Genomic DNA, 24,687 nt, shown 5'->3' on the forward strand with positions numbered 1-24,687 from the left:
GTCACCCGTGCCGCGCCGGACGCGGCGCGCCCGGCTGGTGCGCTGGGTGGCGGTATTCGGGCACGAACAGCACGATCACCGCGGCCAGCACGACACATGCCGGGACCGTCAGCAGCGCCACCCGCAGGTCACCACCGGCCAGGCTCTCCAGATCACCGACCAGCGGCTGGAAAATCAGCGCGCCACCGATGCCGATCATGTTGACGAAGGCGACCACGGTGCCGACGCGGCGGTTGTCCTGCCCCTCCTTGGCCATCACGAAGGTCAGCATCTGCAGGCCACCGAAGAAACCGCCCGCGAACAGCAGCGCGCCCAGTTGCCACTCGGTCAGCGCAGGCAGATAGAGCGCTCCGGCATAGGCCGCGCCGGTCAGCACCGCCCCGGCGAACACCAGATACTTGCGATGGCCGAGCCGGTCGGAGAGCCAGCCACCTGCGACGCTGCCGCAGGCGATGCCCCAGAAGATCGTCGACACCACAGTCTCGGCTCGCACCGGGGTCAGTCCGCGGTCGCGGACCAGTTCGGTCACGCCCCACAGCCCGCCGTAGACGTTCACCGGCATGTAGTACAGCAGTCCGACCACGGCGATGCCCCAGGTCCGCGCGTCGCCGAACACGGCCCGCAGGCTGTCGCGCACATGGGCGGCCGCACCGGACGCCTTCGGCCCGGATGCCGGCGACGCTGGTTCGCGCAGGAACAGTGCGGCCAGCAGACAGATCACGAAGCCGCCGCATGCAGTGGCAATGAACACCGCGCGCCAGCCCACGTGATCGATCAGCCCCGACAGGGCAACACCGCCGATCGCCGTGCCCAGCATGCCGATCGCGTTGACGCTGCCCGACAGCAGTGCGAAGCGTTCCGGCGCGAACCAGTGGTTGACCAGCCACAGCGCCGAGACGAAGGCGAACGACGCGCCGAAACCCATCAGCACGCGGCCCGCGCCACCGATCCACGGCTGCGCAGTCAGCGCGAACATCAGCACGCCGCTCGCGCAGAGCGCGCTGCCCAGCAGCACGAAACGACGTGCGCCATAACGGTCCAGCAGCAATCCCACCACGATCTGCATCGGCGCGTAGATCCAGAAGAACAGACTCGCCACGGTGCCGAAACCTGCATCCGAAAGACCGTAGAAGCGCTCGATTGCATCCGTGGCCAGACTGGGTTCGATGCGCACCACGAATTCGAAAAGAAAGAACAATGCGGCGATCGCGAATGCGATCCAGGCAGCCGTGGCGGGCGACCACGAGCGGGACATAGTCATGCGGAATCCTAACGTGCGCGATGACGCGCTTTATGGGTGTAGAGCGCCGCGTCTGCGACTTCGATCAGCGTCGTCGCATCGCGACCGTCTTCCGGCGCGGCCGCAACGCCGGCGCTGACGCCGGGATAGGAAGGCTCACGCGCGGCCACGTCGTGAACGGCCTGCACGATGCGACGCGCGATCACCTCGGCCTGTTTCTTGCCGGTGCGCGGCAGCAGCGCGATGAATTCGTCACCGCCGTAGCGGCCCAGATGATCGCCTTCGCGCAGCAGCCCCCGCACCTTTTCCACGACCCAACGCAGTGCGCGATCGCCGGCAGTATGGCCGAAGCGGTCGTTGATGGCCTTGAAGTGATCCAGGTCGAGCACGAACAGACTCAACGGCTGCTGCGTACGCAGACAGGATTCCAGCTCGGTCTCCAGCAGCGCCAGCACCGCACGCCGATTGAGCGCGCCGGTCAGCGGATCCTCCGCGGCCTCGGTGACCAGGGATTGCCGCGTGACTTCCCAATTCTCCGCCATCTCGTTGAAACAGGTGGCCAGTGCGGCCAGCTCGTCCTGTCCCTCCACCGGCACGCGCACGCCGGTTCGACCGGCACCGATCTCGCGCGACGCGCCGACCAGCTGCCGTATCGGGCGCAACAGCGAATACAGGAAGGCGCCGGCCAGCGCGATCGCTGCCGTCAGCGTCAGCACCCAACCCCAGACCAGCCACCACAACTGGCGGTGGCGCTGCGCCGCGGCGCGCGTGTACCGTGCTTCGATCACGAACGACAAGTGCTGGCGTGCCGTGGATACGTCGTGAATGGCGCGCTCCAGCTCCTCGCGCGTATGCGCCAGGCCGTCCTGCGGAAGGCTGCCGCGCGTGGTGCGCACCAGCTCGACAAGGCGCCGCACGGCCGGACGCGCCTGCATCCAGGCATGCTGCGCATCGTCCATCACGGCGAGCGGAAGATCCTGCTTGTCCGCGCCGACGCGCAAACCGGAGAAGCTCTTGTCGATGCTGTCGGTCAGGCCGGAAAAATCCGGTGCGGACTGATTCGATTCAGCCAGCAATTCATCGACCAGCGCGCGCTGCAGGTAATGCTCCAGGGTGGTCAGCGGCAGCAGCGTGTGCACGGACTCCTCGACCGATTCGCGAAAGGCCATCTCCTGCTCGTTGAGCACGACCATGCTGACCGCGCTCAGCACCGCCATCGGCAACAGCAGCAGCGCGACAATCATCGCCACCCGCTGACCAACCGACCATTTCCGCAACTGACGTCCCAGTCTCATCGTCTGTGCTGAACTCCTGTTGTCGTCATGACTGCGCACGCTTACGCCGTGCGCACGGACCGATGATAACCGCAGCTCGGCCCGTCAGCAGTGCGGCGCGCATATGCATCGATGCCATGGCCGGAAACGGCGCGTCGACGACGCGTATCGCCGCCATGCTTGTCGCACCACTTCAATGGAGACATGCCATGGCCCCTTTTCGCCTCAGCGGCCTCGACCCCACACCGTTCGCTCCGCTCTTCGCGCTGCCCGATGCCGAGTTGGCGCGCAGAAACATGGTGCGCATGTTCGCGGATAGCGACTCGGGCTATCCGTGCCGCGTCAGCCTGGAGGATGCCGCCATCGGCGACGAATTGCTGCTCCTCCCGTTCGAGCACCTTCCCGAAGCCTCGCCCTACCGTTCCTCGGGGCCCGTCTTCGTCCGGCGTCACGCAAAGCAGCGCGTGCTGGCACCCGGCGAGGTACCGCCCTATGTCACGCGCCGGATGATCTCGCTGCGCGTGTACGACACCACGCACCGGATGATCGACGCGCATGTCCTGGAAGGTCCGGAAGTGGCTGCGTGCATGACGCAAGCATTCGCCCACCCACACGCTGCGTACATGCACCTGCACAATGCCCGGCGCGGCTGTTTTTCGTGCCGGGTCGATCGTGCTTCCTGAACACACACGACGGTCGCACATGAAAAAGGGGAAGGCCCGGAAGCCTTCCCCTTCTCGATTTCAGCGTATCGCGCAGATCAGTCGGTAGCGGACGCCGACTTGCCGTGATACGGCAGCACTTCGGCCGCCAGCTTGGTGTCGGCCTGGATCAGGCCCACCTCGTCGGCGACGATGTGCGCGGTCTCGTCGAGCATCACGTCGGTGGCCTTGTCGGCCTCCTTCTCCTGCTTGATCTGATCCTTGATGCTGCGCTCGCCCGGCGTCAGGCCGTCGTCCAGCGTGACCTCCATGGTATCGGAGGTGTCGCCGTTGATAGCCTTGTGCCGCTTACGGAATGCCTTCTGCACCGCCTCGACATGCTTGCGCTCGGCCAGACGCGTGTCGTAATTCAGCGACACCGTGGTCTTGTCTCGGTTCTTGCGGAACTCGGCCAGCTCGTCGAGCATCAGCTTCCACGCCGGCAGCTTGGCGATGCGCTGAGCGTGCTTGTGCTCGAGGATCGGCACCAGCATTTTCAGATTGGCCACCGGCTTGTACTTGGCCGGCTGGATGTCGGTCCACGGCAGGGCGTTGTCGTAGGTCGACTCGCCGAACAGCTTCTCGTTGCCGTTCTTGGGATAGGCGATGTCCGGCGTCACGCCGCGCAGCTGGGTGGAGCCGCCATTGATGCGGAAGAACTTGGCGATGGTCATCTTCAGCTCGCCGTACTTCGGCTTCTTCTCGCCATCGCCGAAGCGGTCCAGATTGACCAGATTCTGCACGGTGCCCTTGCCGAAGGTCGGCTCGCCGATGACCAGGCCGCGGCCGTAGTCCTGGATCGCCGCCGCGAAGATTTCCGAGGCCGACGCGGTGCCGCGGTTGACCAGCACCGCCAGCGGACCGCTCCAGACCATGCCCGGCTGATCGTCGGTCTGTTCCTCGACGCTGCCGTTGCTGGAACGCACCTGCACCACCGGCCCCTTGTTGATGAACAGGCCGGTCATGGCAGTGGCTTCGGTCAGCGAACCGCCGCCGTTGTTGCGCAGGTCGACGATGACGCCGTCCACCTTGTCCTTCTTCAGTTCCTTGAGCAGCTTGGCGACGTCGCGCGAAGCGCTCTTGTAGTTCGGATCGCCGTCGCGGCGCGCGCCGAAGTCCTCGTAGAACGACGGCAACTCGATGACGCCGATACGGCGGGTGACGCCATCGTCCTTGACCTGGATGATCTTCTTCTTGGCGGCCTGCTCCTGGATGGTGACCTTGTTGCGCACCAGGGTCACGATCTCGTGCTTGCCGTCCAGACCGGTCTTGCTGGGAATGATCTCCAGCCGCACGGTGGTGTTCTTCTTGCCGCGGATCTTGGACACGACGTCATCGAGACGCCAGCCGATCACGTCCTGGATCGGACCGTCCTTGCCCTGGCCGACGCCGACGATGCGGTCGCCGACATGCACCTTGTCCGACTTGGCCGCCGGACCACCCGGCACGACCTCGCGCACCATGGTGTATTCATCGCTGGCCTGCAGCACCGCGCCGATGCCTTCCAGCGAGAGCTTCATCGCGATGTCGAAGTTCTGCGCCGCGCGCGGACCGAAATAGTCGGTGTGTGGGTCGGTGGTCTCCGCGTACGCGTTGAGGAAGGTCTGGAACGCGTCCTGCGAATCGAGCTGATCGATACGGTCGATGTAGTTCTTGTAGCGCTTGTCCAGCGTCTTGCGGATGTCGGCGTCGTCCTTGCCGGCCAGCTTCAAGCGCAGCCAATCGTTCTTCACGCGCTTGCGCCAGATGCTGTCGAGCGCCTGCTCGTTGGGCGCCCACTTGGCCTTGTCGCGATCGAAGTCGTAGCTTTCCTTCTTGCTGAAGTCGAAGCCCTTCTTCAGCAGGCTGCGCGCATACTGCAGGCGCTGCGTGGCGCGCTGCACGTACAGGTTGAAGATGGCGAACGGGCCGGACAGGTCCTGATTCCAGATGGCGTCGTCGAGGCTGTCGCGCAGGCTGTCGAAGTGCTTGATGTCGGCCTGCGTGAAATACAGTTTGTCGCCATCCAGGTCCTTCAGGTAAGTGTCGAAGATCTTCTCCGACATCGCGTCGTCCAGCGGCTTGGCGTCGTACTGGAAGCGCGTCAGGAAGCGCGCCGACAGCGCCGCGGCCTGGGCCTCGGCCGTGGTCGGCTTCAGCGTCAGCGAATCGGACTTGGTGGGGACGTCGGCATGCGCGGCCACACCGGTGAGGGCGAGCAGCAGCGTGGCCAGGAGAAAGCGCTTGATCATTCAGGCGACCTCGACAAAACCGGCGGCATGGGCCTGCTCGTCGGCATGATAGGAAGAACGCACCAGCGGACCGGACGCGACATGGGTGAAACCCATCTCCATGCCGGCCACGCGCAGCGATTCGAATTCGTCCGGAGTCCAGTAGCGGACTACGGGATGGTGGTGGGCGGTCGGCTGCAGGTACTGCCCGATGGTGACCATGTCCACGTCGTGCGCGCGCAGGTCCCGCAGCGTGCCCAGCACCTGCTCCATGGTCTCACCCAGACCCAGCATGATGCCGGACTTGGTCGGCACTTCCGGATGCGCGGCCTTGAACTTCTTCAGCAGGTCCAGCGACCACTGGTAGTCGGCGCCCGGACGCACCTCGCGGTACAGCTCCGGCACGGTTTCCAGGTTGTGGTTGAACACGTCGGGCGTGTGCTCGGCGAGCGCTTCCAGCGCGCGCTCCATGCGGCCCTTGCCGCGGAAGTCCGGGGTCAGGATCTCGATCTGGATGTTCGGGCTGGCGTGGCGCACCGCGCGGATGCACGAGGCGAAATGCGCCGCGCCGCCGTCGCGCAGGTCGTCGCGGTCGACCGAGGTGATGACCACGTAGCGCAGCTGCATGTTGGCGATGGTCTCGGCCAGACGTGCCGGCTCCAGCGCGTCGGGCGGCGCCGGACGGCCGTGGGCCACGTCGCAGAACGAGCAGCGACGGGTGCAGACCTCGCCCAGGATCATGAACGTCGCGGTGCCCTTGGAGAAGCACTCGTGGATGTTCGGGCACGAGGCTTCCTCGCACACCGTCACCAGATCGTGTTCGCGCAGCTTGGCTTTCAGCTGCTGCACCGCATTGCCCTGCGGCAGGCGCACACGGATCCACGAGGGCTTGCGCAGCACCGGGCCGTCGGTGTCGAAGCCGGCGCGGTTGCGGGCGATCTTGTCGCCGGCGACCTGCTTGTCGACGACCTGCAGGGGAATGTTCTTGCTGGAGGACTGAATTTCGCTCATGGCTGTACTTATACGCAGACCGCGCCCTGCCCCGGGAGTTCAGGGATGCGCGGTTCGGAAATGTGGGCCCGGAAGTCGAATTGACGGCAGATCTCGTCGATCAGCACGTCCTCGACCGCTTCCAGACCAGAGGGTCCGCCCAAGTCTACCACCTGCGTCACCTGCAAGCCCTTGTAGCCACAGGGATTGATGCGGTGGAACGGCTCCAGGTCCATGTTCACGTTGAAGGCCAGGCCGTGGAACGTGCAGCCGCGGCGCACGCGCAGGCCCAACGCCGCGACCTTGGCGCCGGCCACGTACACGCCGGGCGCGCCCTCGACGCGCTCGGCGACGATGTTCCAGTGCGCCAGCGTGTCGATGATGGCCTGCTCGATGCGATTCACCAGTTCGCGCACGCCGACACCGAGCCGACGCAGGTCGATCAGCGGGTAGGCCACGATCTGGCCGGGACCGTGATAGGTCACCTGGCCGCCGCGGTCGACGGGAACGACGGGGATATCGCCGGGCATGAGCACATGCTCCCATTTGCCGGCTTGCCCGAGCGTGAACACCGGGTCGTGTTCCAGCACCCACAGCTCGTCGGGCGTATCGCCGTCGCGGGCATCGGTGAAGGCGCTCATGGCCTTCCAGGTGGCCTCGTAGGGCTGTCGTCCAAGACGGCGGATGCGCAGCTCGCGCCCGCCTTCGGCGGACGCGGCTCGGGATGGGGCGGTTGCAGTCATGCTCGATTCCTGGTGTCCGCGGCCCGCCGATTCAAGGCGCGAACGTGCTCAGAGGGTGTAACGGATATCCGGATCCGCGCGCAGCGCGGCGTGGGCCTCATCGTACTCCTCACGGCGCGCGCAATCGAAATCGACGGTCACGGCCATGTAGTTGCCCTTGCTCGACGGCCGGGTCTTCATGCGATCGATGTGGACCCGGCGACCGAGCTGGCGCAGGATCTCCGGCACCTTGCTCTCCAGCACCGCCTCGGCATTGCCCATGGCGGTGATGGTGAAGGTGCCGGGAAACTGGAAGCCCTGATCGGGGTTCTCCGGCTGGATGTTCTCGACGTCACGCATCACTTGGCGTCTTTCTTGTCGTGGCTGCTGTGATGGAACCACAGCAGGATCGTGTCCCACAGTCGCGAGAAGAAGCCGCCTTCCGGCGCATCCTGCAGGGCCACCAGCGGCTGTGTCAGTACCGGCTTGCCGTCCAGGGTAATGCGCAGGGTGCCGATCTTCTGGTCCTTCTTGAACGGGGCGATCAGCGGATCGGGAATGTCCATGGTCGCCTTGAGCTTGTCGTACTCGCCGCGCTTGACCGTGACCAGCACCGGCTCGGCCACGCCGATCGGCAACTTGTCGGCCTCGCCCTTCCACAGACGCGGCGTCGCCAGCGCCTTGCCCGGCGTGTAGACCTTGTGGGTCTCGAAGAAGCGGAAACCGTAGTTCAGCAATGCCTGCGCGTCATCGGCGCGGCCCTGTTCGGTGGTCGCACCCATGACAATGGCGATCAGGCGCTGGTCGCCGCGCTTGGCCGAAGCCGCCAGACAGTAGCCGGCCGCGGAGGTGTGGCCGGTCTTGATGCCGTCCACCGACGGGTCGCGCCACAGCAGCGTGTTGCGGTTGTGCTGGGTAATGCCGTTCCACTTGAACTCCTTGATCGCCGAGATCGCGTAATCGGCGGGGAAGTTGTGGATCAGCGCACGCGACAGCACGGCCACGTCGCGGGCCGTAGTGTAGTGGTTGGGCACCGGGTAGCCGGAAGCGTTGGAATAGTGCGTGCCGCTCATGCCCAGCTGCTTGGCGTAGGCGTTCATCAGCGCGGCGAAGGCGCCCTCGCTGCCGGCCACGTGCTCAGCCAGGGCAATGGCGGAGTCGTTGCCGGACTGGATGATCATGCCGTACAGCAGATCCTTCAGCGGCACTTCGGAGTTGACCTTGAGGAAGCTGGTCGAACCGTCGGTGCCCGCGCCACCCGCCTGCCAGGCGTGCTTGGAAATGAACACCTTGTCGTTCATGTGGACCTTGCCGGCGGCGATCTCGGCCGAGACCACGTAGTCGGTCATGATCTTGGTGATCGAGGCCGGGATGACGCGCTTGTTCGGGTCCTTGCTGGCGAGGATGCGGCCCGTGGCGTAGTCCATCAGTACCCAGGACTTGGCGTCGATGTCCGGCGGCGGCGGCACCGGCGCGGCAGGCACCACGGGTCGGGGCACCGTGGGCGCGGGCGGCGCCTGCTGGGCGAATGCACCGCCGACCAGAGCGGCGGCGACAATCGCGAGGGTGGCCAGAACAGTGGTGCGGCAGCGGAAAAACGTCATGGGTGCGATCCGATCGGTGATGGGTCCAGCGCCGGGGGCGCGTGCAATACAGGTATACGGTAAAACGATGGCCGTGAACGGGCACGCAAGCGGCCCGTTCGTGGCGCGCAGCTCGCCACAACCGCCTAGTCTACCGCCACTTGGGGCGTCGGCAGACCCAAGGCGGTCACCCGGCGGCTCAGACGGTCGGCCGCGGACACGCTTTTCAGCGGCCCCAGCCGAACCCGTCGCACGTCGCGTCCCTGCACGTCAAGGCGAGTGATCTGCACCGGCCCGAGGCCGGCGGCACGCAGTCGGCTGGCCACGCGCTCGGCATTTTCGGGATCGCCGAACGCACCGACTTGGAGCCAGATGCCGGGGTGCGCGCCGGCGCTTTCGACCGCGTGCGGCTTCGGCAGTTCCTGCGGATGTTCGGGATCGATCGCCTGCACTTCGACCAGGCCGGTGCCCTTCGGCCAGATGCCGATGCGCACGGCGGCGGCGTAGCTGAGATCGATGATGCGGTTGCTGACGAACGGACCACGATCGTTGACGCGCACGATCACGCTCTTGCCGTTCTCCAGATTGGTCACACGCGCCCAGGTCGGCAGCGGCAGCACCTTGCTGGCGGCGCTGAACTTGTACATGTCGTACTTCTCGAAGTTGGACGTCATGTAGCCGTGGAACTTGCTGCCGTACCAGCTGGCGATGCCACGCTGGTCGTAACCCTTGGCGCTCTTGAGCACGCGATAGGTCTTGCCGCGCACGACATAGGGCGACTTGTTGCCGTAGCGCGATCGCGGCTCAGGCACCGGTACCGGTTCGGAAAGCGTGGCGATATAGGACGGCGGCTTGACCGGACCGCCGTCGCGGGTGCGACCGTAGCGACTGTCCTGCGGCAGGCTGGTGTCGTCCACCGGGCCGGTCGCGACCACGGTCGGATTGGCGGTCGTCGGCTTGCCCTCCGCGGAAGCCGGAGGTGCAATCGGCCGCGGGCGATGGCCCGCGCAACCGGCGAGCATCAGCAATATCAGCAGGGGCGGAAGAAGTGCTCCGCGCCTCACGGCGCGGCCTCGACGGCCGCCGGGTCGTCGACACCGTGGGCGATGGCGTCGGCGATTTGCCGCACCGCCATGGCATACAACGGGCTGCGGTTGTAGCGCGTGATCACGTAGAAGTTCTGGAACGTGAACCAGTGCTGGGGACCGTGCTCGCTCTGCAGGGTGAGCAGGTTGGCCGCCGTGTCCGGCTTCATGCGCTGCAGGGGCGCGTAGCCCAGCGCTTCGTACTGCTCCAGGGTCCGCCGGGGCGGCTTGGCCCGGTACTTCAGCACGCTGGCGTCGGGCTGCGCCTGCGCCTGCGCGGCGACTTCGCCGCCGGGCTTCCAGCCGTGCTGGTGGAAGTAGTTGGCGACGCTGGCCAGGATATCCGGCAGCGAATCATGCAAATCGATGTGCCCATCGTGATCGGCATCGACGGCATAGGCCTTGATCGACGACGGCATGAACTGTCCCCAGCCCTGTGCGCCGGCGTAGGAACCGGTCAGCGTGTCCAGCGGACCGGCCAGCTTGCTGTCGGGAAGCTCCAGCAGCGTCTTCAGTTCCTTGCGGAAGAACTTGGCGCGCGGCGGGTAGTAGAACGCCAGCGTGACCAGCGCATCGAGCACCTTGTACTTGCCGGTGATATGGCCATAGCGGGTCTCGACGCCGAGGATGGCAATCAGGTACTGCGGCGCCACGTCGTACTTCTTCGCTGTGGCGTCGATCAGCGCGCGGTGTGCGCGATAGAAGGCGATGCCGTCCTGGATGCGCTCCGGCGTCACGAAGATGGGTCGGTAGTCCTTCCACGGCTTGGACTCGGCCGGACGGCTGATCGCATCCAGGATGCTCTGCTGCTTCTGCGCCCCGTCAAGCAGGGCGGTGAGCTTGGCCGGGTCCTTGCCCGTATCGGCGGCCACTTCGCGCACCAGGGCCGCTTCGCCCGGATGCGTTTCGGCGTGGGCCATGGTCCAGGGCGCCACGAAGGCGCAGACGGCTAAAACGGCAACCAGACAGCGGGACATGGGCATGGGTCGAACGCGGGCATACATGAAAAAGTGTTGACAGCGTAGCAGTTTGCGCGCGTTTTTCTAGCAGTTTGTGAACCTCGGCCGGAGGATCAATCGCCGTGCTTGCCGCGTTTGGCCGAGGACGCGGCCTTGCCGCGCGGCTTGCCGGCATCCTTGGCTTTCTTTTTCTTTGCCTTCGCCTTGCCTGCCCCTTTCACTGAAGGCTTCGACTTGTGCTTGGGTTTGCCCGGTGCGCGAAAGTCGGAGCCAGCGCCATCCGCAAACGCTTCCTGCGCGGAGATCTGCAGCATGCGCCCGGCCACCCGCACCTTCTTCAGATGCGCAAGGATTTCCTTGGGCATCTCCGGCGGCAGGTCGATCAGGCTGTGATCGCCCTGGATGGTCAAACGGCCGATGTACTGGCTGTCCAACCCCGCTTCGTTGGCGATCGCGCCGATGACATTCCCCGGCTTGATGCCGTGGACGTGGCCGACTTCCACGCGGTAGGTGCGCTTGCCGCTCTCGGTGACGTGCCTGCGCTCGCTGCGCTTGCCGAACTTGTCGTGCTTGCCGCTCTTGTGCCGGCCGGGTGCGCCGCGGTCGTCGGCGCCGGCCTTGCGCGGCGCGCGCTCGATCAGGCTCTCCTTGAGCAGCAGCGGCTTGTCGCCGTGCGCCATGCGCGCCAGAGCCACCGCGATGTCCTCGGCCGACAGACCGCGCTCACTCTCGTAGCGCGCGACCAGATCGCGGAACGGCTGCAGGTCGTCGTGCTCCAGCGCCGCGTCGATGCGCTCCATGAAGCGCGTGACGCGGCGGTCGTTGACGACGTCCACGCCGGGCAGATGCATCTGCTCGATCGGCTGCCGCGTGGCGCGCTCGATAGCGCGCAGCATGCCCTTCTCGCGCGGCGTCACGAACAGCACCGCCTCGCCGCTGCGTCCGGCGCGGCCGGTGCGGCCGATGCGGTGCACGTAGGATTCGGTGTCGTAGGGAATGTCGTAGTTCAGCACGTGGCTGATGCGCTCGACATCGAGGCCGCGTGCGGCGACGTCGGTGGCGACGAGGATGTCGAGTTGACCGTCCTTGAGCTGACCGATGACGCGCTCGCGTTGCGGCTGGGCGATGTCGCCGTTGATGGCGGCCGCAGCGAATCCGCGCGCCTGCAGCTTGGTCGCGAGTTCCTCGGTGGCCTGCTTGGTACGCGCGAACACGATCATCGCGTCGAACGGCTCGGCTTCCAGAATGCGCGTCAGCGCGTCGAGCTTGTGCACGCCACTGACCCACCAGTAGCGCTGGCGGATGTTGGTGGCGGTAGTGGTCTTGGCGGCAATCGCCACCTCGACCGGATCGCTCAGATGCGTCTGCGCGATGCGCTTGATCGGCGCCGGCATGGTGGCCGAGAACAGCGCGACCTGACGACTCTTCGGCGTCGCCGTGAGCACCGCCTCGACGTCTTCGGCGAAGCCCATCTTCAGCATCTCGTCGGCTTCGTCGAGCACCAGGAAGCGCAGCGCGGACAGGTCCAGCGTCTTCTTCTTCAGGTGATCGACCACGCGCCCCGGCGTACCGACCACGACGTGCACGCCGCGACGCAGCCCCTGCAGCTGTGGGCCGTAGCCCTGCCCGCCGTAGATCGGCAGCACGCGGAAACCGGGGATGTGCGCGGCGTAGCGCTGGAAGGCTTCGGCAACCTGGATCGCCAGCTCGCGTGTCGGCGCCAGCACCAGCGCCTGCGGCTTGCCGGGCGTGGCGTCGAGCCGCGACAGAATCGGCAACGCGAAGGCAGCGGTCTTGCCGGTGCCGGTCTGCGCCTGACCGAGCACGTCGCGCCCCTCGAGCAGCGGCGGAATGGTCGCGGCCTGGATCGGCGACGGAGACTCGTAGCCGACGTCGGCCAGCACCTGCTGCACGGCGGGCGCCAGCGCAAGCGCGGCGAAGCTCGGCCCGTCCTTGGCGACGGGAGCGGAATCGGAAGCGGGGGATGTCATGGGAACCTCGGGGGGTAACGCGCGGCGAACCGCCGCGCGCGATACTGCATTCTAGCAGGCCCCGGGCCGATGTCGCCGCCCCGGCTTCAGGCGAGCAGCTTCAGCAGCGCCTCGGCGCTGGCCACCGAGGACGCCGGATTCTGTCCGGTGACGAGTCGTCCGTCGACCTGCACGAAACTGGACCAGTCGTCGCCCTTGGCGTACTTGCCGCCCAGACGCGCCAGCTCGTCCTCGACCAGGAACGGCACGATGTCGGTCAGGCCGACCGCCGCTTCCTCGCTGTTGCTGAAGCCGGTCACGCGGCGGCCGTCGACCAGCGGCTTGTCGCCGTCATGCACATGACGCAGCACGCCCGGTGCGTGGCAGACCGCGCCGACCGGCTTGCCGGCGCGCCAGAAAGTCTCGATGAGGTCGATGGACGCTTGGTCCTCGGCCAGATCCCACAGCGGACCGTGCCCGCCCGGATAGAACACCGCGTCGTACTCGCTGGCGTCGAGGTCAACCAGTTTGCGTGTGTTGGCCAGCGCCTGCTGCGCCTCGGCGTCGGCCTTGAAGCGGCGGGTGTCGTCGCTCTGCGCATCCTCGGCGTCGCTGCCGGGATCAAGCGGCGGCTGGCCGCCGGCCGGCGACGCCAGCGTGATGTCGACACCGGCGTCCTTGAACGCGTAGTACGGCGCGGCGAACTCCTCCAGCCAGAAACCGGTCTTCTTGCCGGTGTCACCGAGGCGGTCGTGGGATGTCAGAACCATCAGGATCTTCATGGATGAACTCCTTGCTTGATGCGGGAAAAGGGGGATTCGTGCCGCTCAGGCCGTCGCGTCGTCGGGACCGACGCGCACCGCCAACTTGCCGAAGTTGGCGCCTTCGAGCATGCCGATGAAGGCTTCGGGTGCGCGCTCAAGGCCGTCGACAATGTCTTCGCGGTAATGCAACTTGCCGGCCGCCAGCCACGGCTGCATGGCGGCGAGGAATTCGCCGTAGCGGTCGCCGTAGTCGTCGAAGATGATGAAGCCCTGCATGCGGATGCGCTTCTTCAGCAGCGTGCCGGTGAGCAGCGGCAGACGATCCGGTCCGGGCGGCAGCTCGGTGGCGTTGTAGCTGGCGATCAGGCCGCACAGCGGAATGCGCGCCTTGCTGTTGAGCAGCGGCAGCACGGCGTCGAAGACCTTGCCGCCGACGTTCTCGAAATAGACGTCGATACCGTCCGGACACGCGGTCTTCAGCTGCTCGGCCATGTCCGCCTGACGGTGATCGATGCAGGCGTCGAAGCCCAGCGTGTCGGTGACGTAGTCGCATTTTTCCTTGCCGCCGGCGATACCGACCACACGACAGCCGAGCAGCTTGGCGACCTGCCCCACCACCGACCCGACCGCGCCGGATGCAGCGGCCACCACCACGGTCTCGCCAGCCTTGGGCTGGCCGATATCGGTCAGCCCCATATAGGCGGTGAAGCCCGGCATGCCGAGGATGCCCAGCGCCCACGACGGCGGCGCGCGCTGCGGGTCGAGCTTGAACAGGCCCTTGCCGTCGGACAGCGCGTAGTCCTGCCAGCCGCTGTAGGCCAGCACCCAGTCGCCTTCGGCGTAGTCGGGATGCCTGGACTTCGCCACCCGGCACACCGTGCCGCCGACCATCAGCCCGCCAACTTCCACCGGCGCGGCGTACGAGGGCGCATCGCTCATGCGGCCGCGCATGTATGGGTCCAGCGACAGGAACACTGTACGCAGCAGCACCTCGCCGTCGCCCGGCTCGGGCACCGCGTCGGTCTCCAGGCGGAAGTTGTCCGGCACCGGCGCGCCCTCGGGGCGCGAGGCCAGCACGAAGCGGCGGTTCTGATCGGAAGTCTGAGGCATCGAGAAGTGTCCTGGGTGATCGGCGAATGCAGGCCCTCATGGATGCTGTCGGATGCACGCGAATTCAACACCCCCGTGCCGGGCCGTTCAGCCGAAACTTCTGAATGAAAAAGAAAAACATGGTCTATTCGGAGGTTTTGCTATATCCTCCGCCGTGTCTTGCGGGTCGGATCGTCGACTTCCCTACGGATCCCCGCGGCCGCCAGCCCCGCTGTGCAGCCCGGCCCACGCCACTCGGCGTCCTTCGCATTGACCGGGCAGTCCGCCATCACGGCGTGCATCCGCCATATTCCCCACTCGCAGCGCGGTTCATCGGGAACGCTCCGAGTCGTCAAACCTGTCTTCACAGGTGGAGCTTTCATGCATTTCGAATCTCTCGGGCTTTCGCCCGCGTTGCTGCGCGCGCTTGCCGATCAGGGCTACAACGAGCCCACGCCGATCCAGGCCGCCGCCATTCCGGTGGTGCTGGAGGGCCATGATCTGCTGGCCAGCGCGCAAACCGGCACGGGCAAGACCGCCGGCTTCTCTCTGCCCATGCTGGAACGGCTGTTCCCGAACGGGCAGCGTCCGACATCGGGCCGTCCGCGCAAGCCGCGCGCGCTGGTGCTGACACCGACCCGCGAACTGGCCGCGCAGGTGCACGATTCCGTGCGCGACTACAGCAAGTTCCTGACCGTCTACAGCACGACCATCTTCGGCGGCGTCGGCATGGGCAACCAGATCCAGAATCTGCGCCGCGGCGTGGACATCGTGATCGCCACGCCGGGCCGCCTGATCGACCACATGCAGCAGCGGCACATCGACCTGTCCGGCATCGAGATCCTGGTGCTGGACGAAGCCGACCGCATGCTCGACATGGGCTTCCTGCCGGCGCTCAAGCGCGTGATCTCGGCCATGCCGCAGCAGCGCCAGACGCTGCTGTTCTCGGCCACCTTCGCGCCCGCCATCAAGGCTTTGGCGTCGCAGTTCATGCACAACCCGAAGGAAGTCGAAGTGGCGCGCGCCAACACCGTGGTCGCCACGGTCAGCCACCGCGTGCATCCGGTCGATGCCGAGCGCAAGCGCGACCTGCTGCTGCATATTCTGGCCGAAGACAGCCGCCGCCAGACCCTGGTCTTCGCGCGCACCAAGCACGGCTCGGACAAGCTGTGCAAATTCCTCAACCAGTCGGGAATGCGCAGCGCGGCGATCCACGGCAACAAGAGCCAGAACCAGCGCACCCGCGCCCTGGGCGACTTCAAGAAAGGCAAGGTGGACGTGCTGGTGGCAACGGATATCGCCGCGCGCGGCCTGGACATCGAGCAGCTGCCGATGGTCATCAACCACGACCTGCCGATGGTCGCCGAGGACTACGTGCACCGCATCGGCCGCACTGGCCGCGCCGGCGCCAGCGGACTGGCGGTTTCGCTGGTCAGTCACGAGGAATCGGGACTGCTGCGCGACATCAAGAAGCTGCTGAAGGACGAGATCGACATCGCGCCGATGGAGGGCTTCGAGCCGTCACAGCCGCTACGCATGGACGCCGGCGCGCCGAAGCCGCGTCAGGGCGGCCAGCGCCAGCGTCCGAACGGCAACAAGTCCTCGCACCAGCGCCGTCCGCACACGCAGGAGCGCAAGTCCGGCGGCAGCACTCAGGCACAAGCACAGGCGCAGGCCAAGCGCCGCCGGCGTGGCGGTTCGCGTACGCGACGCTCGCCGAACGCCTGAACACGGCACGCGGGACGCTCGTCGGAGCGTCCCGCATCCTGGTCGTCAGGCCAGAAACCCGCCGTCGAGCACCCAGCTCGCACCGTTGACGTAGCTCGCCGCCGGCGTGCACAGGAACGCGATCGCCGCGGCGATCTCCTGCGGCTGCGCGGCACGCCCCAGCGGAATCTGCGCGCGCAGGAAGCGCATCAGCTTCTCGTCGTCCAGCAGGGCCGAGGCGAAGCGGGTGTCGGTCAAACCGGGCAGCACCGCGTTGACGCGGATGCCCTGCGGACCGAGTTCGCGCGCAAAGCTCTCCGTCATCGACACGATGGCCGCCTTGCTCATCGAATACGCGCCCTGCCCCGGCGCGGGCCGACGCGCGTTGATCGATGCGACATTGACGACCGCACCGCCACCCTTGGCCTGCATGCGCTGCACGGCCTGCGCCGTGGTCCAGAAGTAGCCGCGCACATTGACGTCGAGCGTCTTCTGGAAACTGTCCAGATCCTGCTCCGTCAGCGGCCCGTAGTACGGATTGGCGGCGGCATTGTTGACCAGGATATCCGGCGCGGCATCGCGCGCGTCGAGCGCGGCAAATCCGGCCTCGATGGCATCGGTGTCGCCCATATGCATGGCCAGCGCCTCGGCCGCGCCGCCCTCGGCACGGATCGCTTCGGCCACCTTCTCGCAGGCGTCCTGCTTGCGGCTACTGACCACGACCCGCGCGCCCCAACGCGCCAGCTGCCGGGCTGTTGCCTCACCGATACCGCGCGAAGCACCCGTGACCAGGGCGACCTTGCCGTGCAGATCGAACGATTCCGTCTTGCTCATGCGCATCCCTTTTCTGCTTGCCGTTGCCGGACGCCGCGGCGGACATGATCCCGTCGCGACGCATTGCCGATCAGCATGGCACAGGCCCGCGGACGGGCGAACCCGCCCAGCTTCAGCCGCGCGCGTCGGGATGCAGCAGCGCGGTCAACACGTGGTCGCGCCAGGCACCAGCGATCTTCAGATAGCTGCGCGCGTAGCCTTCTCGTTCGAAGCCCAGTCGCTGCAGCAGGCGCTCGCTGCGCTGGTTCTCGGGCATGTAGTTGGCCATCACGCGATGCATGCGCAGATCCTCGAATGCCCAAGACAGGCCCGCCTGCAGGACTTCGAACATCACGCCCTTGCCCTGCTGTTCCGCGGCGACCCCGTAGCCCAGATGACAGGCCTGAAAGATGCCGCGCGCCACGTTGGAGAACGTGAACGAGGCAACCACCGCACGCTCGTCCGGGTCCAGCGCCAACAGCGGATAGGCGCGATCGGCATGCGCCGCCGCGATCTGTTCGGCAATGGCGCGTTCGCAGCCTTCCAGCGAAAAATAGCCCTCGTCGCGCTCCGGCTCCCATGGCGCCAGATGTGCACGATTGCCGAGACGATAGGCCAGCAGGCGCTCTGCATCGTCCTCGCGCGGCAGGCGGATGTGCGTGCGCGCGGTGCGCAGGTCCGGCAGCGGGTACATGGACATTCTCCGTCGACGTGGAGCGGAAGGATACACAGCCCGCCCGGCTTTCGGATGCCCGAAACGAAACGGACCGGGCACGAGGCCCGGTCCGTTCATGCCTTCCGTGGCCTGCCTTACAGACCGAAGTCCTGAAGGAAGCGGTTGGTGTACTCCAGCGACGTGGTGCCGGAGACCGAGTTGCAGGTCGGCGACGCGTAGCCGCTATTGCTCGCACACGGCGTATCGCGGTCCAGCGACCAGTAGTGCACGCCGGCCAGGCCCGCACTCTTGGCGTAGTTGGCCACGGTGTCGACGTTGCCCGTCGTAAACACTTCGGACGTGTTGTCATTGAGGCCGATCATCGGCGTCAGCTCGATCTGGCTGGCCGGCACCCCGTAGGTGTGTTCGAGGTTCTTGGCCGCCTGGATCGCCGACTGGCCCATGTCGCAGGCGCCATTGACGACCACGCAGATGTTCGAACCCGCCGAGCCGTAGTCCATCACCATCAGGTTGATGGTGTAGTGCTGCAGACTGTTGCTCTGGATCGCCTGCATCACCGTGTCGCCCAGCGAGTTCAGGCCGCCGTAGCTGCCGTCCGACGCGGCCAGCGTGGCCAGCGTGAACGAGAAGCGCAGGTTCGGGTACTGCGTCTCGGCATAAGCCACCTGCTGCACCAGCGCGTTGAGCTGCGATGCGGTCTGGCCGCCCTCGATGTCGAAGTCGACGCCGACCATGTGCGGCGAGTAGTAGCGCTGGATGAACTGCACCATCGACGACGGATCGGAGCAGCTGAAGGTGCCTGCTTGGCCGCCGGTGGAGACGATGTAGTCCACGCCCGCGCTGTCCAGCGCCGAAACGTTGGCGCTGGCGAAGTCCGCTCCCGGCACGCCGCCCCAGTTCTCGCTGCCGCAGGTGCCGGTGGCGAAGGCCAGGGTGATCGCGCCGAGATTCGGCTCGTAGTCCGAGATCAGGCTACCGCTGCCGACCACCGGGATCAGCGAGCCGGTGACCTTGGTCGACATCACGTTGGTGTTCCAATTCAGATTGACGGTGATGTCCTTGTACGGGCTGAAGATGAAGCCCGCCGGCGTACCGCCGCCGCCGCTACCGCTCGACACGGTCACGGACGCGCTCTTGGTGTCCGTCGCGCCGCCATTATCGGTCACGGTCAGGGTCACGGTGTAGGTGCCGCCCGCGGCGTAGGTATGGCTGGGGTTGGTCGCAGTCGAAGTCCCGCCATCGCCGAAGTTCCAGGCGCGCGAGGCAATGGAGCCGTCGCTGTCGCTGGAGGCATCGGTGAAGCTGACACTGAGGCCGCTGATCGCATCGGAGAAATTCGCCGTCGGCGGATTGTTGCCGCCGCCGCTGCTACCGCTACAGCTTCCCTGCGACGTCCACGGCTGACCGGAACCGTTCGGGCCGTTGTTCGTGGCGGGGTCGTCGCCCTGCGTCCACCAGTTGGCCACATAGTTGACGCCATTCTCGCTGGCCACATCGCCGCCGTTGTACGCGGTCGAGGCGCTCCACGTCGCCGCGCAGCTTCCGCTGCCCGTGCCGCCGCCGGAACCCGACGAACCGCAGGCACCCTGCGACGTCCACGGCTGCCCGGAGCCGCCAGGGCCGTTGTTCGTGGCCGGGTCATCGCCCTGCGTCCACCAGTTGGCCAGGTAGTTGACGCCGTTCTCGCTGGCGACGTCGCCGCCGTTGTAGGCGGTCGTCGCGCTCCACGGCGCGGCGCAGGCGGTGGCCGTCTGCGCATGCACCGCGCGCACCGGCACGACGGCAAGCATCAGCGTGGCGATGCTTCCGCCGACCACGCTGCCCAACGCACCCAGGGTCAGGTGCGCCCATCTCTTCCATTGCTGTGTCTGCATCATCTCTGTCTCCTCCTCATTCGGGAATCGCATGTGTTGGCCTTGCTGCCTGGCGATCGACCGACCACGTCCGGGTGATCGGTGGGGACAGTCGCCGTCCGCGTCCGTGCGGGCGACCGTTCTGATGCGGTCATGCCGGTTGTGATAGCAACCGGATGACAACGTTGTCTACAAACTTGTCCAGCAAGACTGAAGAAGCCTCGAATGATGTGACGCAGTTCACGTTTTCGTGGCGGACAGACCTCTATCGAAGACCATGTCGATCACCGTCCGCACGCCGAAATCCGGTGAACCACAGAAGAACAATCATTGCCTGCATAACAACTGCACGCATACCGGGCACACCAACATGCAAACCAGCCGAAGCACAGCGTTGCGTTGCGCGCGCTGGCAAGCACACGCACCAATCGATTGACAACGTTGTCCAAAAAACACAGAAAAAAGGGCACGCTGCGCGACACCCCGAGCGCCTCCCGGAGCGCCGCGCGTGCCCGCGGGGTCAATCCTCGTCGGGATCGATCTCGAGATCTTCCTCGAAGCGCAGATGCTTCACACTGCGACCGTGCCGGCGCACCAACTTCAACGCCTCGATGCCCACCTTGATGTGCGCCTCGACGTAGTTCTCGGTGACCTTGCGGTCGCTGGCCTCGGTCTTCACGCCCTCGGGAATCATCGGCTGGTCAGACACCAGCAGCAGCGCGCCGGAGGGAATGCCATTGGCGAAGCCCGCGGCGAAGATGGTTGCGGTTTCCATGTCCACCGCCATGCAGCGGGTCTGGCGCAGGTAGCGTTTGAAGCTCTCGTCGTGCTCCCAGACGCGACGGTTGGTGGTGTACACCGTGCCGGTCCAGTAGTCGTGGCCGAGGTCGCGAATCATGGTCGACACACCGCGCTGCAGCTGGAACGCCGGCATCGCCGGCACTTCCGGCGGCAGGTAGTCGTTGGACGTGCCCTCACCGCGGATGGCCGCGATCGGCAGCACCAGGTCGCCAATCTTGTTCTTCTTCTTCACGCCACCGCACTTGCCCAGGAACAGCACTGCCTGCGGCGAGATCGCCGACAGCAGATCCATCACCGTGGCGGCGTTGGGGCTACCCATGCCGTAGTTGATCATGGTGATGCCGTCGGCGGTTGCGTTGGGCATCGGACGATCCGCGCCGCGGATCTCCACGCCGTGCCACTGGGCGAAAAGTTCCAGGTAATGGCCGAAATTGGTCAGCAGGATATGGTCGCCGAAGTCGCCCAGTTCGGTGCCGGTATAGCGCGGCAGCCAGTTGGCGACGATTTCATTCTTGTCTTTCACGCAGATTCTCGCATCGGGCGCGCCGCGGCATGCGACGCGCAGCGCCGGCGACGCCACGCCGGCAGGAAACACACATTTCGGTTATCCCGCCTATTGTACGCGCTCAGGCATGAATCGGTGCCGGCACCGGCGACACGCCCCGCGGACATGAACCGCAACGCACCGGCACGCGAAAGATGTTTTGGCAGTCACGCGCGTAGACCGTCAGAATGGGGGCGTCGCGGATAAGGAGTCGCCCCATGCTGCTTGCAGGAATCCTCATCGCCGTGCTCGTGCTGTTCGCCTTCGCCATCGGCGGCCGCGGCTGGCAGAGCTGGACCGCCGCCCTGACCGTGTTGTTCCTGACCTGGCTGGTGCACGGCGTGGCCTCACCCGCGCTGTTTGGCCTGCTGTTGCTGCTGGCCGTGGCGCTGGCGCTGATCACCGGCTTCGCACCGCTGCGGCGCGCACTGTTCGCGAAATCGCTGATGCCGCTGATGGGCCGCGCGCTGCCGCGCATCGGCGAGACCGAACGCATCGCACTGGAGGCCGGCACGGTGTGGTGGGACGCGGAGATCTTCTCCGGCATGCCCAACTGGAATCGCCTGCAGCACTTCCGCTGCCAGCCACTGAGCAAGCGCGAGCAGGCATTCATGGACAACCAGGTCGAGACCCTGTGCCGCATGCTCGACGACTGGCAGATCGAACAGGACCGCAAAATGCCCGAGGCGGTCTGGGACTACCTCAAGCGCGAACGCTTCTTCGGCATGGTCATCCCGGAGGAATACGGCGGCCTGGGCTTCTCCGAAATCGGCCATTCGCGCGTGGTCACGCGCATCGCCAGCCGCTCCATCGCCGCCGCAGTGACCGTGATGGTGCCCAATTCGCTCGGCCCCGGCGAACTGCTGCTGCACTACGGCACCGACGAACAGAAGCAGCGCTATCTGCCGCGCCTGGCCGATGGCCGCGAAGTGCCCTGCTTCGCCCTGACCGGTCCTGAAGCCGGTTCCGACGCCGCCGCCACGCAGTCGACCGGCATCGTCGAGCGCGGCATGTACGAGGGCGAGGAAGTGCTGGGCATGCGCCTGACCTGGGACAAGCGCTACATCACGCTGGCCCCGGTGGCGACGCTGATCGGCCTGGCCTTCCGCCTGAAGGACCCGCACGGCCTGCTCGGCGGCGCCGAGGACCTGGGCATCACCTGCGCGCTGATTCCGCGCGACCTACCCGGCATCGAGATCGGCCGCCACCACGACCCGATGGGTGTGCCCTTCAACAACGGCCCCACCGTCGGCACCGACGTGTTCGTGCCGCTGGACGCCATCATCGGCGGCCGCGAGCAGATCGGCCACGGCTGGCGCATGCTGATGGAGTCGCTGGCCGCCGGTCGCTCCATTTCGCTGCCGGCGCTGTCGATCGGCGCGGCGCAGATGGCCACGCGCATCTGCGGCGCCTACGCCACGGTGCGTGAGCAGTTCGACACCCCCATCGGCCGCTTCGAGGGCATCGAGGAACCGCTGGCCCGCATCGCCGGCATGACCTACGTGATGAGCGCCACGCGCACCCTCACCTGCGGCGCGCTGGACGCCGGCGAACGCCCCGCCGTGCTCGGCTCTATCGCCAAGGCCTACCTGACCGAGGGCATGCGCGAAGTGGTCGCCGACGCCATGGACATCCGTGCCGGCGCCGCCATCCAGCGTGGCCCGCGCAACGTGCTCTCGCGCATGTGGATGGCGATCCCGGTCGGCATCACCGTCGAAGGCGCGAACATCCTCACCCGCTCGATGATCATCTACGGCCAGGGCGCGATCCGCTGCCACCCGTTCGTGCAGAAGCTGATCGGCGCGGTGGAGGAGAAGGACGAGGCCAAGCTGGACAAGGCCCTGTTCGGCTACGTCAACTTCGTCTGCACCCGCGCCATGCGCGCCTTCGCACTGGCGCTGACCGGCAGTCGCCTGGCCAGCGCCCCGAACGGCGATCTGAAGCGCTTCTTCCAGCACCTGTCGCGATTCTCGGCCGCGTTCGCCTTTGTCTCCGACCTGTCGATGGCGACACTGGGCGGCACGCTGAAGCGGCGCGAGAAGATCTCCGGCCGCCTCGCCGATGCGCTGGCCTGGCAGTACATGGCCGCCGCCGCGATGAAGCGCTACCTCGACGAGCCGAAGATCGCCAGCAACTACGACCTCGCCCGCTGGAGCGCCGCGACCGCGCTGTACCGCACCCAGGAAGCGCTGCGCGGCGTGATGGAGAACCTGCCCAACCGCGCCGCCTCGTGGCTGGCGCGCATCGTGGTGTTCCCGCTTGGCGCCCGCTTCCGCCCGCCGTCCGACGGACTCGGCCGGCGCGTGGCGCGCACCATCCTGGAAGACCGCGAAGCGCGCATCCACCTGACCGAGGACATTTTCGTGCCGCAGGGCGACGAACCCGGGCTGGGCATGCTCGAAGCCGCGCTGGACAAGGCCGTGCGCGCCATTCCGGTCGAGACCAAGATGCGCGATGCTGTGCGCGCGGGCAAGCTCGAACGCGCGCCGGGCTATATGCTCGACGACCTCGCGCTGCAGGCCGGCGTCATCAGCAACGAGGAATACGAACTGCTCGACGAGGCGCGCGAGGCGCGCAACGAAGTCGTACAGGTCGACGCCTTCGATGCCGATACCTACAAATCCCTGCGCTGAAGACGTTCGACATCGGTTGCAACCATTTTTGTTAGCGCAACGTAGCTTGCACTGAAAGGGCTGATTACGTGATAGGTTTCACACCGTCAGCCATGCGTACGACTTTTGGGAGGGTTTCTATGCGTATCGGTCTGGTCATGGATGCGACGTGCGATCTGCCACTGGAATTTGTGCAGAAGAACAACATCACGGTGCTGCCGATCTTCGTCAACGTGGAAGGCGAAACCTTCGCCGACCAGCACGATCCGGTCGAAACCCAGCGCTTTCTGGACTCGGGCATGGGCAGTCGAAGCCATGCCGCCGAGACCACCCCCTATTCCGCCGAGGAAGTCATGCAGCTGTTCATGGAACGGCTGGTGATCGACTACGACTGCGTGTTCTGCTTCACCATCACCGCCACGCGCAGTCCGGTGCACGAACAGGTCAGCAAAGCCAGCTTCTCGATCCTGAAGAACTACCGTCCGGTCCGCCAGGAAGCCGGTGTGACCGGCCCGTTCCTGATGCGCGTGATCGATACGCAGACGCTGTTCGCCGGCTCGGCAATCCCGGTCATCGAAGCGGTGCGTCTGCTGGAAACCGAGCAGAGTCCGGGACAAATGCGCGAACGACTGGAACAGGTCGCGCAGAACTCGCACGGCTTCCTGATTCCCCGCGACCTCAACTACCTGCGTCAGCGCGCGCGCAGGCGCGGCGACCGCAGCATCGGACTGTTCGGGGCCACCCTGGGCTCGGCGCTGGACATCAAGCCGATCCTGCGCGGCTGGCGCGGCAATACCGAGCCGATGACCAAGGTTCGCGGTTTCGAGGCCGCCGCGGAAACCCTGTTCAAGCACATCGAGGAACGCATCCGACACGGCCTGATGGTGCCGACCGTGACGCTCAGCTACGGCGGCGATCTCGACGTGATGCGCGACCTGCCCGGCTACGACGCGCTGCGTCAGACCTGCGCCGACCACGGCATCGGCCTGATGGAATGCCCGATGAGCATCACCGGCATGGCCAACACCGGTCAGGGCGGCCTGTGCGCGGGCTTCGCCTGCGAACCCTACGAACCCGAGTTCTGAGCGCACGCG

General features: G+C 66.3%; 20 protein-coding genes. 4 read left to right on the forward strand and 16 right to left on the reverse strand.

The features are described 5' to 3' along the window. Window position 1 precedes the first annotated feature (1 nt). The gene (locus HF690_RS05665) at window positions 2–1,261 is read right to left on the reverse strand and encodes an MFS transporter (RefSeq protein WP_168608764.1); all 1,260 of its coding nucleotides are present in this window, start codon (window positions 1,259–1,261) and stop codon (window positions 2–4) included. An 8-nt stretch (window positions 1,262–1,269) separates the two neighbouring features. Beyond that, window positions 1,270–2,535, reverse strand: a complete 1,266-nt coding sequence (locus HF690_RS05670) for a GGDEF domain-containing protein (protein ID WP_168608765.1) — start codon at window positions 2,533–2,535, stop codon at window positions 1,270–1,272. 188 nt (window positions 2,536–2,723) lie between these two features. Here HF690_RS05670 and HF690_RS05675 point away from each other — a divergent pair, with 188 nt between their 5' ends. Further along, window positions 2,724–3,197, forward strand: coding sequence for a DUF1203 domain-containing protein (locus tag HF690_RS05675; RefSeq protein ID WP_168608766.1), 474 nt, complete (start codon window positions 2,724–2,726; stop codon window positions 3,195–3,197). A 77-nt stretch (window positions 3,198–3,274) separates the two neighbouring features. On the opposite strand, the gene HF690_RS05680 is transcribed toward HF690_RS05675, so the two are convergent. The 10 genes from HF690_RS05680 to HF690_RS05725 all read right to left on the reverse strand — a co-directional run bounded on the left by HF690_RS05680 (window position 3,275) and on the right by HF690_RS05725 (window position 14,608). Beyond that, a complete protein-coding gene (locus HF690_RS05680; protein ID WP_168608767.1) occupies window positions 3,275–5,446 on the reverse strand; it encodes a carboxy terminal-processing peptidase in 2,172 nt (723 codons plus the stop codon). Continuing rightward, on the reverse strand, window positions 5,447–6,436 hold the full coding sequence (lipA, locus tag HF690_RS05685) for a lipoyl synthase (protein ID WP_168608768.1): 990 nt from the start codon (window positions 6,434–6,436) through the stop codon (window positions 5,447–5,449). 8 nt (window positions 6,437–6,444) lie between these two features. Continuing rightward, window positions 6,445–7,158, reverse strand: a complete 714-nt coding sequence (gene lipB / locus HF690_RS05690; protein ID WP_113064237.1) for a lipoyl(octanoyl) transferase LipB — start codon at window positions 7,156–7,158, stop codon at window positions 6,445–6,447. Window positions 7,159–7,206: 48 nt separating this feature from the next. Further along, complete coding sequence (locus HF690_RS05695; protein WP_113064236.1) at window positions 7,207–7,497, reverse strand: YbeD family protein; 291 nt, start codon at window positions 7,495–7,497, stop codon at window positions 7,207–7,209. Continuing rightward, a complete protein-coding gene (locus HF690_RS05700; protein WP_113064235.1) occupies window positions 7,497–8,741 on the reverse strand; it encodes a D-alanyl-D-alanine carboxypeptidase family protein in 1,245 nt (414 codons plus the stop codon). The genes HF690_RS05695 and HF690_RS05700 overlap by 1 nt, the downstream gene beginning before the upstream one ends. A gap of 125 nt (window positions 8,742–8,866) precedes the next feature. Continuing rightward, window positions 8,867–9,784 (reverse strand): septal ring lytic transglycosylase RlpA family protein, encoded by a 918-nt coding sequence (locus HF690_RS05705; protein ID WP_240601736.1) that lies wholly within the window; start codon window positions 9,782–9,784, stop codon window positions 8,867–8,869. Next, on the reverse strand, window positions 9,781–10,725 hold the full coding sequence (mltB, locus tag HF690_RS05710; RefSeq protein ID WP_240151600.1) for a lytic murein transglycosylase B: 945 nt from the start codon (window positions 10,723–10,725) through the stop codon (window positions 9,781–9,783). The genes HF690_RS05705 and mltB overlap by 4 nt, the downstream gene beginning before the upstream one ends. Before the next feature lie 152 nt (window positions 10,726–10,877). Next, window positions 10,878–12,755 carry a DEAD/DEAH box helicase gene (locus HF690_RS05715; protein ID WP_168608770.1) on the reverse strand — a complete coding sequence of 626 codons (1,878 nt, stop codon included), beginning with the start codon at window positions 12,753–12,755 and terminating at the stop codon, window positions 10,878–10,880. 86 nt (window positions 12,756–12,841) lie between these two features. Further along, on the reverse strand, window positions 12,842–13,516 hold the full coding sequence (locus HF690_RS05720) for a type 1 glutamine amidotransferase domain-containing protein (protein WP_168608771.1): 675 nt from the start codon (window positions 13,514–13,516) through the stop codon (window positions 12,842–12,844). Window positions 13,517–13,561: 45 nt separating this feature from the next. After that, window positions 13,562–14,608 carry an NADP-dependent oxidoreductase gene (locus HF690_RS05725; RefSeq protein WP_168608772.1) on the reverse strand — a complete coding sequence of 349 codons (1,047 nt, stop codon included), beginning with the start codon at window positions 14,606–14,608 and terminating at the stop codon, window positions 13,562–13,564. A gap of 360 nt (window positions 14,609–14,968) precedes the next feature. Here HF690_RS05725 and HF690_RS05730 point away from each other — a divergent pair, with 360 nt between their 5' ends. Beyond that, the gene (locus HF690_RS05730; protein WP_168608773.1) at window positions 14,969–16,315 is read left to right on the forward strand and encodes a DEAD/DEAH box helicase; all 1,347 of its coding nucleotides are present in this window, start codon (window positions 14,969–14,971) and stop codon (window positions 16,313–16,315) included. Between the two features lie 45 nt (window positions 16,316–16,360). Here the strand turns inward: HF690_RS05730 and HF690_RS05735 are convergent, their stop codons facing one another. The 4 genes from HF690_RS05735 to HF690_RS05750 form a co-directional block, all read right to left on the reverse strand. Beyond that, entirely contained in the window at window positions 16,361–17,128 is a 768-nt protein-coding gene (locus tag HF690_RS05735; protein ID WP_168608774.1) for a glucose 1-dehydrogenase, read from the reverse strand. 112 nt (window positions 17,129–17,240) lie between these two features. Next, the gene (locus tag HF690_RS05740; protein WP_168608775.1) at window positions 17,241–17,801 is read right to left on the reverse strand and encodes a GNAT family N-acetyltransferase; all 561 of its coding nucleotides are present in this window, start codon (window positions 17,799–17,801) and stop codon (window positions 17,241–17,243) included. 116 nt (window positions 17,802–17,917) lie between these two features. Beyond that, window positions 17,918–19,660: a PKD domain-containing protein gene (locus HF690_RS05745; RefSeq protein ID WP_240151601.1), complete on the reverse strand. Its 1,743-nt coding sequence runs from the start codon at window positions 19,658–19,660 to the stop codon at window positions 17,918–17,920. A gap of 496 nt (window positions 19,661–20,156) precedes the next feature. Beyond that, window positions 20,157–20,960 (reverse strand): AMP nucleosidase, encoded by an 804-nt coding sequence (locus tag HF690_RS05750; RefSeq protein WP_113064556.1) that lies wholly within the window; start codon window positions 20,958–20,960, stop codon window positions 20,157–20,159. A gap of 239 nt (window positions 20,961–21,199) precedes the next feature. On the opposite strand from HF690_RS05750, the gene HF690_RS05755 reads away from it, so the two are divergent. Next, window positions 21,200–23,614, forward strand: coding sequence for an acyl-CoA dehydrogenase (locus tag HF690_RS05755; RefSeq protein WP_168608776.1), 2,415 nt, complete (start codon window positions 21,200–21,202; stop codon window positions 23,612–23,614). Between the two features lie 119 nt (window positions 23,615–23,733). Beyond that, window positions 23,734–24,678 (forward strand): DegV family protein, encoded by a 945-nt coding sequence (locus tag HF690_RS05760; protein ID WP_113064226.1) that lies wholly within the window; start codon window positions 23,734–23,736, stop codon window positions 24,676–24,678. The last annotated feature ends 9 nt before the right edge of the window (window positions 24,679–24,687 follow it).

This window comes from Oleiagrimonas citrea, assembly GCF_012395255.1.
GTDB lineage: Bacteria > Pseudomonadota > Gammaproteobacteria > Xanthomonadales > Rhodanobacteraceae > Oleiagrimonas > Oleiagrimonas citrea.

Excerpts from the sequence above, each read along its gene's own strand:
- HF690_RS05665 (WP_168608764.1), bottom strand. The coding sequence starts at position 1,261 with ATGACTATGTCCCGCTCGTGGTCGCCCGCCACGGCTGCCTGGATCGCA.
- HF690_RS05670 (WP_168608765.1), bottom strand. The coding sequence starts at position 2,535 with ATGAGACTGGGACGTCAGTTGCGGAAATGGTCGGTTGGTCAGCGGGTG.
- HF690_RS05675 (WP_168608766.1), top strand. The coding sequence starts at position 2,724 with ATGGCCCCTTTTCGCCTCAGCGGCCTCGACCCCACACCGTTCGCTCCG.
- HF690_RS05680 (WP_168608767.1), bottom strand. The coding sequence starts at position 5,446 with ATGATCAAGCGCTTTCTCCTGGCCACGCTGCTGCTCGCCCTCACCGGT.
- lipA (WP_168608768.1), bottom strand. The coding sequence starts at position 6,436 with ATGAGCGAAATTCAGTCCTCCAGCAAGAACATTCCCCTGCAGGTCGTC.
- lipB (WP_113064237.1), bottom strand. The coding sequence starts at position 7,158 with ATGACTGCAACCGCCCCATCCCGAGCCGCGTCCGCCGAAGGCGGGCGC.
- HF690_RS05695 (WP_113064236.1), bottom strand. The coding sequence starts at position 7,497 with ATGCGTGACGTCGAGAACATCCAGCCGGAGAACCCCGATCAGGGCTTC.
- HF690_RS05700 (WP_113064235.1), bottom strand. The coding sequence starts at position 8,741 with ATGACGTTTTTCCGCTGCCGCACCACTGTTCTGGCCACCCTCGCGATT.
- mltB (WP_240151600.1), bottom strand. The coding sequence starts at position 10,725 with ATGGCCCACGCCGAAACGCATCCGGGCGAAGCGGCCCTGGTGCGCGAA.
- HF690_RS05715 (WP_168608770.1), bottom strand. The coding sequence starts at position 12,755 with ATGACATCCCCCGCTTCCGATTCCGCTCCCGTCGCCAAGGACGGGCCG.
- HF690_RS05720 (WP_168608771.1), bottom strand. The coding sequence starts at position 13,516 with ATGAAGATCCTGATGGTTCTGACATCCCACGACCGCCTCGGTGACACC.
- HF690_RS05725 (WP_168608772.1), bottom strand. The coding sequence starts at position 14,608 with ATGCCTCAGACTTCCGATCAGAACCGCCGCTTCGTGCTGGCCTCGCGC.
- HF690_RS05730 (WP_168608773.1), top strand. The coding sequence starts at position 14,969 with ATGCATTTCGAATCTCTCGGGCTTTCGCCCGCGTTGCTGCGCGCGCTT.
- HF690_RS05735 (WP_168608774.1), bottom strand. The coding sequence starts at position 17,128 with ATGAGCAAGACGGAATCGTTCGATCTGCACGGCAAGGTCGCCCTGGTC.
- HF690_RS05740 (WP_168608775.1), bottom strand. The coding sequence starts at position 17,801 with ATGTACCCGCTGCCGGACCTGCGCACCGCGCGCACGCACATCCGCCTG.
- HF690_RS05745 (WP_240151601.1), bottom strand. The coding sequence starts at position 19,660 with ATGATGCAGACACAGCAATGGAAGAGATGGGCGCACCTGACCCTGGGT.
- HF690_RS05755 (WP_168608776.1), top strand. The coding sequence starts at position 21,200 with ATGCTGCTTGCAGGAATCCTCATCGCCGTGCTCGTGCTGTTCGCCTTC.
- HF690_RS05760 (WP_113064226.1), top strand. The coding sequence starts at position 23,734 with ATGCGTATCGGTCTGGTCATGGATGCGACGTGCGATCTGCCACTGGAA.